Origin of the sequence: Anaerofustis stercorihominis, assembly GCF_005844425.1 — a bacterium.
GTDB lineage: Bacteria > Bacillota > Clostridia > Eubacteriales > Anaerofustaceae > Anaerofustis > Anaerofustis butyriciformans.
Map to the genome: position 1 here is coordinate 429 of NZ_SPHL01000049.1, position 10,313 is coordinate 10,741.

Below are 10,313 nucleotides of genomic sequence, written 5' to 3' on the forward strand. Positions count from 1 at the left end.
AAACATATTTTAATAGATGAGTTTCAGGATATATCCTATTCCAGAATGTCACTTATAAATGAAATTTATAAAAAACACAACTCACATATATTTGCCGTGGGAGATGATTATCAAAGTATATTCCGTTTCACTGGAAGTGATATTAATATTTTTTATGACTTTGAAAAAGAATATAATGCAAAAAAATATTTCATAGAAAAAAATTATAGATTTGATAGAACCATTGCAAATGTAACAAACAAATTTATATTAAAGAATCCATATCAAATTAAAAAAACTCTTAAAAGCAGCAAAATAAACATTCTTCCAATTAATTTTGTTACAGCAAGGAAAAAAAGTGAATTATACAGAGTATTTTTAAAAGAAATATACAAACTTCCTAAAAACAGCGAAGTTATGCTTCTTGGCAGATACAAAAAAGATATAATTCCTTATGCTCAAACAAACGAAGTAAATATAATACTTCATGAAAATAACGAAATATCGGTAATACTTGAAAAAAGAAAAGATTTAAAAATCAAATTTCTAACTGTACATAAAGCGAAAGGTCTGGAATGTGATTATGTATTTATACTTAATACATTTAACAGCTTAATGGGTTTTCCATGTAATATAACCGATGATAAATTAATAAAGATGTTACTTAAAAATAAGGAAGATTTTCCATATAGCGAAGAAAGAAGATTATTTTATGTAGCCCTTACAAGAGCAAAAAAGAAAATATTTTTAATGGTAAATCAAAGCAGTATGTCTGGTTTTGTTAAAGAAATTATGGAATACAAAAAAGATTCAAACATATTCCTATAAAATAATGATATAATAATAAAAAAAGGAGGAACAACATGATTTCAAAAGAAGCATTTGAACTATTAGATAATCAGCTACCAAAAGGAGCTTTTCTTACAGTAAAAAATAATGATGAAGTTAATACAATGGTAATAGGCTGGGCAACAGTCGGTAAAGTATGGGGCAAAGACGTAATGACAGTAATGGTAAGATATTCAAGACTTACATATGATTTAATTAAAAACGCAGAAGACTTTACGGTAAGCGTTCCAGCTCTTGATACAATGAAAGAAGAAATTGCTTTTATGGGAACAAAATCAGGTAGGGATTTTGACAAATACAAAGAAACAAACTTACATTTAAAAGACTCAAAGAAAGTTGCATCTCCAATTATTGAAGAAGCAAAATTACATTTTGAATGTAAGATAATTTACAAACAAGCTATGGATCCTATGGGCATTGTTGACAAAGAAGGAATAGAAGACAGATTCTATAAAGGAAATAATGATTACCATGTTATATTCTATGCAAATATAGAAGACTGCTATGAAAACTAAAAGAGCATACTTTTGTAAGTTCTTTTTATTATTCTACTTATAGTCAAATAATGCTTTATTAAAGCTTTTTATTTAATATATTTTTACAATTTTTATTATAAAAAACAAAAATTTAGTTGAATAAATTTTTCTTATATGATATACTTTTTAGGCTATGAGCTTAAATAGCTTTTTTATTATGGGTGTTCCTCTGCTTAAAGATGTAAGTAAGAATGCTTGAAGATGAAGGGAGGCACAAACAATGGATTTAATTAAATTAGTAGAAAACGAAAACCTTAAATCTGATATCCCTGAATTTAACGTTGGTGATACTGTAAAAGTTCACGTTAAAGTAGTAGAAGGAAAAAGAGAAAGAATCCAGGTTTTTGAAGGTATTGTGCTTAAAGAACAACACGGTGGAGTTCAAAAAACATTTACTGTAAGAAAAATTTCTTATGGCGTTGGTGTAGAAAGAACTTTCCCAATACACTCACCTAGAATTGACAAAATCGAAGTTACAAGAAGAGGTAGTGTAAGAAGAGCTAAACTTAACTATCTTAGAGATAGAGTTGGTAAAGCTGCTAAAGTTAAAGAAAAAAGAAACTAAAAAAAGTCCTATAAGGACTTTTTTTGTTGCTCTTTTTTATTTTTCTTTTTTAAAAAATGCTATACCCACACAGTGAGGACCTGCATGAGTTCCCACTACAGCACCAATATTGCTCGCAGGCAAAATATCAATATCTTTAAGTTCATCAAAATTATCCAACATATATTTTTCAAAATGAGAATAAGCTTCTTCATCATCTATATGCCCCATAAAAAATGCTTTGTCTTTATCTATTCCATACTCTCTTGCTTTATCTATAATAAATTGATATCCTTTTTTTCTTCCTCTTACCTTCTTTATTGGAACAACTTCTCCACCCGTTATTTCAATTACAGGCATTATATTTAAAGTATTACCAATAAATGCAGCACTCTTTGAAAGCCTTCCGCCAAGAACAAGATACTTATAGTCTTCAATTAATGCAAGTAAAGTACTGTTTCCTTTAATCCTGTTTATTTCATCTTCTATTTCTTGCCCGCTAAGCCCCTTATCTCTTAACTTAGCCGCTTCTAAAACTAAATTACAAAGACTTAAAGTAACACATGTTGAATCAATAACATGAACTCTGCTTTTTCTGTCATTATCAAGAGAATCTCTTACAACGACTGCAGAATTGTAAGAACCGCTTAATTTAGAAGATAAAGTTATTACAACAACATCTTCCCCGTTTTCAGTAAATTGCAAGAATAAATCTCTTAATTTTCCTACAGGAATCTGACTTGTTGTAGGAAGTTCTTTACATGTTGCAAGTTTGTCGAAAAACTCTCTGTGATTAATGGTTATACCATCAATATATTCCTCTTCTCCAAAATAAATATTAAGAGGATATACATTAATATTATATTCTTTCATTTGTTCCTTTGTTAAATCGGCAGTAGAATCCGTTAAAATATTTACTTTCATTACATATTCTCCATATAGGGTATTAATATAAAATATACTATTTTAAACTTTTATTGTCAATCATTATAGTTATGTTTTAAAAATATTGTTAATAACGAATTTTAATTCCCATCATTTAAAAATTATAAAATAAAACCGCCATCTACACTTATAACTTCTCCGGTAATAAAAGAAGCCTTTTTATCACAAAGAAACAAAACTGCATTTGCAACGTCTTCAGGGGTTCCAATTCTGTTTATAGGAGTTTCTTCAATTAAAGACTCCATATCTTCTTTCGACAAATGATTATTCATTTTTGTATCTATAACTCCGGGAGCAATGACATTAACATTTATACCACTTGGACCAACTTCTTTTGCAAGAGCCTTGCTCATTCCTATAAGAGCAGCTTTTGAAGCAGAATAACATACTTCCATGCTTGCTCCACTTATTCCCCACATGGAAGATATGTTTATTATATTTCCTCTTTTTTTATTAATCATCTCAGGTAAAAAAGCTTTTGTAAGCATAAAAGCACTTTTTACATTAACATCAAAAACGTTATCCCATTCCTCACAGGTAGTCTCATCAAAAAACTTAACAAGACTTATTCCTGCATTGTTTACTATTATATCGACACTGTTAAAAGAAGAATACACCTTTTCTTTTATTTTTAATACATCCCTTTCTTTCGATAAATCTCCTTTAAGCATCAATACTCTTTTATCAGTTAAAGAAAATTCATCTTCTAAAGCTTTTTTATTTTTGTTATATAGCAAAACTATATTATAACCTTCATTATAAAAAGCTTTTGAAATTGCAATCCCAATTCCTCCGCTTGCTCCGCTTATAACTACTGTTTTGTTATTCATTACGATAATCTTTCTTCAATAAGTTTTGCAAGAGATGTTGCATCTTCTTTAATTTCACTTTGGTTTTCACCTTCAATCATAACTCTTACCAAAGGTTCTGTACCACTTGTTCTTATTAATACTCTTCCGTTTCCTGCATATTTATCTTCAATTGCTTTTATAGCTTCTAAAATCACACTGTCTTTTTCATAATCATGTTTTTTATCATTATCAACAGTTGCGTTAATTAGTACTTGTGGATAAATAGAAACGTCTTTTGCAAGCTCATCAATATTTTTACCACATTCTTTTACAACTTTACATACAAGTAAAGCTGTGGCAATTCCGTCTCCCGTAGAATTTATATCTGAAAGAATAACATGTCCTGATTGTTCCCCGCCTATGTTATATCCTTCATTAAGCATTCTTTCTACAACATATCTGTCCCCTACACCTGTTTCACTTATTTTAATGCCTTTCTTTTCAAGTGCCTTTTTAACTCCCAGATTACTCATAACAGTTAAAACAAGAGTATCTTTGTTTAGTTTTCCTTTTTCTTTCATATAACAACTTAAAAGATACATTATCTTATCTCCGTCAAAAGCTTGTCCCTTGCTGTCAACCATGATAACTCTATCTCCGTCACCGTCAAAAGCAATACCAAAATCAGCATTCTTTTCTAAAACAGTTCTTGATAAATTAGCAATATGAGTTGAACCGCATTTATCGTTTATATTAATTCCGTTTGGATCATTTGCGATAACTTTAATATTCGCTCCAAGTTTTTCAAACACTTCTTCACCTACTTTATATGTAGCACCATTTGATAAATCCAAAACAATATTAAGTCCACTTAAAGATTTTACTCCTATTTTTGATAAAAGATATTTAATGTAAATTTCTCCGGGATAAGCTATTTTTGTTTCTCTTCCTATTCTTTCTCCTGAAATGCTTCTATCTCTTACCTTTTCAAAAATATATCTTTCTATTTCATCTTCAACTTCATCAGGAAGTTTATGCCCTGTTTTACTAAAGAATTTTATGCCATTATATTCATATGGATTGTGTGATGCTGAAATAACAATACCGCTATCGGCATTAAATTCTTTAACCAATACAGCAACGGCAGGTGTTGGAATAACTCCCGCATTAAGTACGTTTCCTCCTGCAGACATAATTCCGCTTACAAGACCTGCATAAATCATATCTCCAGATATTCTTGTATCCATACCTACTACAAATGTAGGAGGATTTCCATTATCCTTTGTAAGTTTCATTGTTGCTGCATATCCTATTTTGTGAGCAAGTTTTGATGTAAGCTGAGTATTAGCAACCCCTCTTACTCCGTCTGTTCCAAATAATCTTCCCATATTAACCCCCTTAGTTTTCGTTTATTGCTTGAGCCGCTTTTATGCCGTCGACAGCACTGGAAAGTATACCGCCTGCGTATCCTGCACCTTCTCCTACAGGATAAAGCCCTTTTATATTTTCACTTTCTAAAGTTATTTTATCTCTTAAAATTCTTATAGGAGATGAAGTTCTTGTTTCAACTCCGGTTATTATACCATTATAGAAGGTATTAAAAAATCCATGGAAATAACCAAAAGAATCTTTGATTGATGATATTAAATTATCAGGTAGAAGTTCGTTTAAATCACATTCATTTACTCCAGGCAAATAACTTGGTTTAACATCAACACTGCCTTTTATATTTAAAAAATCAGTTATCTTCATATAAGGTGCTTTATAATCTTTTCCACCCATTTCAAAAGCTTTTCTTTCAAGCTTTTCTTGAAATTCAACTCCAGCAAAAAGCCCGCTTCCATAGTCGCTTTCACTTACATTTACTACTATTGCAGAATTTGTATTTATCATATTTCTGCTTCTGAAACTCATTCCGTTTGTAACAACTTGACCTTTTGAACTTGCACCTGCAATTACCACACCTCCGGGACAGTTGCAAAAAGAGTATATTCCTTTTTTTGTATTTTTATCATGAAATGTAAGATTATAACTTCCTGCACCCAGTTCACTATGTCCGGAATAAGAAGCATAACAACACTTATCTATGTCTTCTCTTAAATGCTCTACCCTAAATCCTACGGCAAAAGGCTTATTCTCCATATTAACATTATGCTTTTCAAGCATTTTAAAAGTATCTCTTGCACCATTGCCTATACCAAGAACAACAGTATCCGATAAATATTCATCTTTTTCGTTTATAATAACGCCTTTTATTTCATTCTGCTCTATAATTAAATCAGTAACGGTAGAATTAAAATAAAATTTTCCACCGTAATATTCTATTAAAGCCTTTAAATCATCTACAATTATTCTTAATTTGTCTGTACCAAGATGAGGTTTATTAAGATATCTTATATCTTTTGGTGCACCACATTTTATAAATGTATCTAAAACTTCATATTTTAAATTTCCTTTTATTCTTGAGTTTATTTTCCCATCTGAAAAAGTTCCAGCCCCTCCAAGTCCGAATTGAACATTGGAATTTTCATTTAATACTCCGTTATCAAAGAAATTTTTAACTGTTTTAACTCTGTTTTTTATATCCTCTCCCCTTTCAAAAACAAGGGGTTCATATCCCATTTTTGCAAGATATAAAGCGGCAAACAAACCGCTTGGACCACTGCCTACTACTATCGGTTTAATATTTTTCTTCTTTGTTAAATCCAGTTTAGGAATACTTTTTTCTTTATACAAGCTTACTTTATACCCTACATTATGAGGTTTTATGGGATAATCCAATATAACACTGTAAACATAATATATTCCATCACTATGTCTTTTTCTTGCATCTAAAGACTTTCTTAAAATTTTAAAATGTTTTACTTTTTGTTCAGTTAATCTAAGCCTGTTTATTATAGCTTCTCTTTCACCAACACCGGATAAATTATCTATATTTATTTTTATATTTTCTATTAAATATTTTCTCACTTTAATATTATTCCTTTGTTATTTTTACCAAAACACTGTTTTGGCTTACACTTCTTATACTTACACCTTCAGGTAACCCCTGTGTACTTATCTTTATATCAACATTATGTTCCCCTTCTTTTAATCCTGATAAATCAACTACTCCTATAAGATTTTTTTCTGTTATAGAACTTAAATACTTCTCTTCTCCTGCTAATAAAACACTTATATTATCATCTAAAACTTCTGCAGTAAGATCACTTCCTAAATTTTCAAATGTAAATGAATTTATATATACGGTTTTTTGATTTTGTTTGTCTATAAACACATTAACATCAATGATATCTCTTGTATTTACAATATGCACTCCCTGAGGAATGTCCAATTTAACATTTCTATCAAAAGATTCACTAACCCCATCCAATGAAATACTTTCAGTATTTATTTCGTTTATAGTATTTAAAACATCATCTGTTGCAGAAATAGTTACGGTTGTTGTGCTTGGTTTTATAGACGTAATTTTATATCCATCCATAACACTACCTGATGTTTTTACATTTATAGGAACATTCTTAATTTTTCCTATTTCAATATTTACCCTTGTTGTTGCAGGAGATAGTGTTACATCTGCTATTTTCTTATTATTTTCATCAACTGCATACAATGTTGCAGTTGATGAAAAATCATCGCTTTTATTTGTTACATCAACATTCCCCATTATAGCTTCAACTTTATCAACACTATCGGAAGGTCCGCTTATATTAACATCTTCTACTTCTGGAGAAAGAGATAACACACTATAGCCCTCCCTAACTTCCCCGGTTGACTTTATAATAGGCACACTTAAACTTTTGTTACCTTTTTTATCAACTGTGACTTTAATTGTATTAGGATTTTGATCAACTATAGTAACATCATTTGGAACACCTTTTATATTAATATTTAGTGTATAAGTCCCTTCGCTTGAAATGTCTTTTAAATCTACACTTGCCTGTATATTTTTGTTATCAAGGCTTTTTACTAAAGAGCCTTTTCCATAAACTTTCATACTGTCTATATTATCAGTTGAAACAGAAATAATAAAATCATTTTGCTCTAGTACTGAAGTATTTGTAAGAACAATAGGTATATCTTCGATTTTACTGTATACCATGTTGTCACTATCATTATTTGCATATACCCATAAAAGAAGAGCTAGCAAAAAAGATATCAATAAAGTTACTATTTTATTATTATTCTTTCCCATTGCTACCTTTTCTCCTTAATATTTTTGATTTAGAATTTTTATGAGCAGGTTCTTCTACTAAAATTTCAGTAAGAATTCTTCTAATACCTCTTTCCCCCACGAACCTTGATAATTTCCCATTAATAGCATAAGAAATAACACCTGTTTCTTCAGATACCATTAATGAAACACAGTCAGAATGTTCGCTTACACCAATTCCGGCACGATGTCTTGTTCCTATACTTGTTGAAAGCTGTTTGTTTTGAGAAAGAGGAAGCAGACATGCCGCAGCCCTTATTCTTAAAGTTTCTCTGTTTATTATTACAGCACCATCATGAAGAGGCGTAGCATACTGAAAAATATTATTTATAAGCTCTGTACTTAATAAACTATCAAGTTTTACCCCGGTTTCTACAACATCATCAAGAGGAACCTGTCTTTCTATAACAACAAGAAGTCCTGTTTTTGTCTTTGATAAATCACTTATACTTTGAACAATTTGATCCACCGCAACAGAAGGAGAATCTAAATCTTTGTCAACAAAAATATCTTTTATGTTTTTTACATTTGTTTTACCGATTGTTTCAAGCATTTTTCTAAGCTCTGGCTGAAACATAATAAGCAAAGCTAAAAATCCTACGGTTATTATATTTTTAAAAACAAAGTTTACGGTCACAAGCCCTAACCAATCACTGACCTGAGTGATAACCAAAATTATAATTATCCCCTTTGCAACCTGTTCTGCCTGAGTTCCTTTTATAAGTCTTATAATTGCATATATAATAAATGTCATTATAAGAATATCAACGGCAGATAATATGCTAAAGGACTCAAAAATTTGAGTAAACAACGATGTTATCTGAGACATTATCATTACCTTCCCTAAGTAAATTTATTTTTATATTATTGACTTATATTATTTTTTTAATATTTTCAATAGTGAAAACACAATAATATTATACATTATTTTATTAAAATTGTTTAAATTTAATGAAATATTAATATATAAATTAATTTATATAAGAATTATTAAAAGTAAAATAAACTACATTCTATATACATTTTATAATTATGTATTAAAAAAACTCAATATAAAAAAGGCACATAAAGTGCCTTTTATTATTTCAATTCAAATAAATCTAATAAATCATCTGTTATATTATCAAGTCCTTGCTTTATTACATTAGTTAATGAGTTGTAATGCTCTACTTTATCAGAAAAATAAACATTTTTTACTTGAGGATATTTTTCTTTAATCAAAGTGCTAATTTTAGCCTTTTTTTCATCTGATAAACTTGAAGAACCTGTTTTTGTTTTTACCGCACAGTATGCTTTATTCCCGATTATTGCAATTTTTACGTCTTCTATTCCGGAAATTTTCTTTACAGAAGTATAAACACCGTCGCCTTCCTGTTTATATTTATATGATTCGGAAGAATTATAATATCCTGTATTGTTGTTAGTATACTGTCTGTACATTCCGTTATAATCAAATTGATATGGATTGACTCCGTTATTATTTTTTACTCCATTTGAAGAGTCACTATCAGTTAAATCTTCAGTTAAATCTTCAGCACCCTTTTTCACATCATCTCCTATATTTTCTACTTCATCTTTAACATCATTTGCTGCATTATTCATTTGATTTTTTACAGCATTATCCGTATTTGAATTTCCACATCCAACAAAAGAAGTTAACATAAAAGCAGAAATAATCATAGCTATTAAAGTTTTTTTATTCATTAAAATCCTCCTTTCTGTATTAGTATTTAGAAAGAAGAATTTTATATGCTGGTAATAAATTGATTAAAAAGTATTATTTTCTATTAAAGCAGACAAATTTTCCCTGTATTTACACTTATATACATTAACCAGTATCCAAAACCGTCATAAACCGTAGGTTCATAATAAATAAATCCCGTTGAGCCCATAAAAGGCTGAGTATTGTCTATTTTTGAGCCAAGCACACCATAAATATAATATTTTACTTCTTCATCTTTAAAAAACTTTCCAAAAATCCAACTTGGAAGAATTGCATTTTCTAATTTTTTATTTTTAAATCCCATATAAGGATAAAGAATCGGCATAACAAAACCATTATAAATAATATTAATATCATTTATATTTTCTTCATATTCATCCATTATGTAGAACTTATAATTACTATCTAAATCAGTAAAATTTTCTAATGAAAAATTTTTTAAAACATCATCTATTAATATATTATTTGCATTAATTATTTTTTTTATTTTATTTTTATCTTCTTCTTCATCTTTATCTTGAAATTCAAATTCTTGATTTATTTCTTTTTCATCATTTATATTTTTATTATTTTCTTTTTCATTTTTATTTGAAAAAATATCAAATAAATCTTCCAAAATATCCAGCTGTTCTTCTTTTTCTAAAATAGAATTTCTATCTTCCTTAGAATCTTCCTCTTCCTTTTCATTTTCTGGTTTTATTTTATTATTTATATTTAAATCCATTATTTCATT

10 protein-coding genes and 1 pseudogene are annotated in these 10,313 nt (G+C 29.1%); 3 read left to right on the forward strand and 8 right to left on the reverse strand.

Going from position 1 to position 10,313, the window contains the following annotated elements; all coding sequences use genetic code 11:
- From FGQ49_RS09415 to rplS, 3 genes are all read left to right on the forward strand, one after another.
- Window positions 1–807, forward strand: an 807-nt coding sequence (locus tag FGQ49_RS09415; RefSeq protein ID WP_171020670.1) for a 3'-5' exonuclease, incomplete at its 5' end; no start/stop codon positions are given.
- Window positions 808–842: 35 nt separating this feature from the next.
- On the forward strand, window positions 843–1,343 hold the full coding sequence (locus FGQ49_RS09420) for a flavin reductase family protein (protein WP_138269616.1): 501 nt from the start codon (window positions 843–845) through the stop codon (window positions 1,341–1,343).
- Window positions 1,344–1,584: 241 nt separating this feature from the next.
- The gene (rplS, locus tag FGQ49_RS09425; RefSeq protein WP_138269617.1) at window positions 1,585–1,929 is read left to right on the forward strand and encodes a 50S ribosomal protein L19; all 345 of its coding nucleotides are present in this window, start codon (window positions 1,585–1,587) and stop codon (window positions 1,927–1,929) included.
- 36 nt (window positions 1,930–1,965) lie between these two features.
- Here rplS and FGQ49_RS09430 read toward each other — a convergent pair whose 3' ends face one another.
- The 8 genes and pseudogenes from FGQ49_RS09430 to FGQ49_RS10435 all read right to left on the reverse strand — a co-directional run.
- Window positions 1,966–2,832, reverse strand: a complete 867-nt coding sequence (locus FGQ49_RS09430; protein WP_138269618.1) for a DegV family protein — start codon at window positions 2,830–2,832, stop codon at window positions 1,966–1,968.
- 122 nt (window positions 2,833–2,954) lie between these two features.
- A complete protein-coding gene (gene ymfI, locus FGQ49_RS09435) occupies window positions 2,955–3,683 on the reverse strand; it encodes an elongation factor P 5-aminopentanone reductase (RefSeq protein ID WP_138269619.1) in 729 nt (242 codons plus the stop codon).
- Window positions 3,683–5,032: a phosphoglucosamine mutase gene (gene glmM / locus FGQ49_RS09440; protein ID WP_138269620.1), complete on the reverse strand. Its 1,350-nt coding sequence runs from the start codon at window positions 5,030–5,032 to the stop codon at window positions 3,683–3,685. Before glmM ends, ymfI begins: the two co-directional genes overlap by 1 nt.
- A gap of 10 nt (window positions 5,033–5,042) precedes the next feature.
- The gene (locus tag FGQ49_RS09445) at window positions 5,043–6,614 is read right to left on the reverse strand and encodes an NAD(P)/FAD-dependent oxidoreductase (protein ID WP_171020671.1); all 1,572 of its coding nucleotides are present in this window, start codon (window positions 6,612–6,614) and stop codon (window positions 5,043–5,045) included.
- Window positions 6,615–6,621: 7 nt separating this feature from the next.
- Window positions 6,622–7,839, reverse strand: coding sequence for a CdaR family protein (locus FGQ49_RS09450; protein WP_138269622.1), 1,218 nt, complete (start codon window positions 7,837–7,839; stop codon window positions 6,622–6,624).
- A complete protein-coding gene (gene cdaA, locus FGQ49_RS09455; protein ID WP_171020672.1) occupies window positions 7,826–8,686 on the reverse strand; it encodes a diadenylate cyclase CdaA in 861 nt (286 codons plus the stop codon). The genes FGQ49_RS09450 and cdaA overlap by 14 nt, the downstream gene beginning before the upstream one ends.
- 251 nt (window positions 8,687–8,937) lie before the next feature.
- Complete coding sequence (locus FGQ49_RS09460) at window positions 8,938–9,561, reverse strand: YhcN/YlaJ family sporulation lipoprotein (RefSeq protein WP_138269624.1); 624 nt, start codon at window positions 9,559–9,561, stop codon at window positions 8,938–8,940.
- Between the two features lie 83 nt (window positions 9,562–9,644).
- A pseudogene (locus FGQ49_RS10435) lies at window positions 9,645–10,313 on the reverse strand (hypothetical protein); the annotation flags it as partial.

Coding starts and splice junctions, on each gene's coding strand:
- FGQ49_RS09420 (WP_138269616.1), top strand. CDS start 843: ATGATTTCAAAAGAAGCATTTGAACTATTAGATAATCAGCTACCAAAA.
- rplS (WP_138269617.1), top strand. CDS start 1,585: ATGGATTTAATTAAATTAGTAGAAAACGAAAACCTTAAATCTGATATC.
- FGQ49_RS09430 (WP_138269618.1), bottom strand. CDS start 2,832: ATGAAAGTAAATATTTTAACGGATTCTACTGCCGATTTAACAAAGGAA.
- ymfI (WP_138269619.1), bottom strand. CDS start 3,683: ATGAATAACAAAACAGTAGTTATAAGCGGAGCAAGCGGAGGAATTGGG.
- glmM (WP_138269620.1), bottom strand. CDS start 5,032: ATGGGAAGATTATTTGGAACAGACGGAGTAAGAGGGGTTGCTAATACT.
- FGQ49_RS09450 (WP_138269622.1), bottom strand. CDS start 7,839: ATGGGAAAGAATAATAATAAAATAGTAACTTTATTGATATCTTTTTTG.
- cdaA (WP_171020672.1), bottom strand. CDS start 8,686: ATGTCTCAGATAACATCGTTGTTTACTCAAATTTTTGAGTCCTTTAGC.
- FGQ49_RS09460 (WP_138269624.1), bottom strand. CDS start 9,561: ATGAATAAAAAAACTTTAATAGCTATGATTATTTCTGCTTTTATGTTA.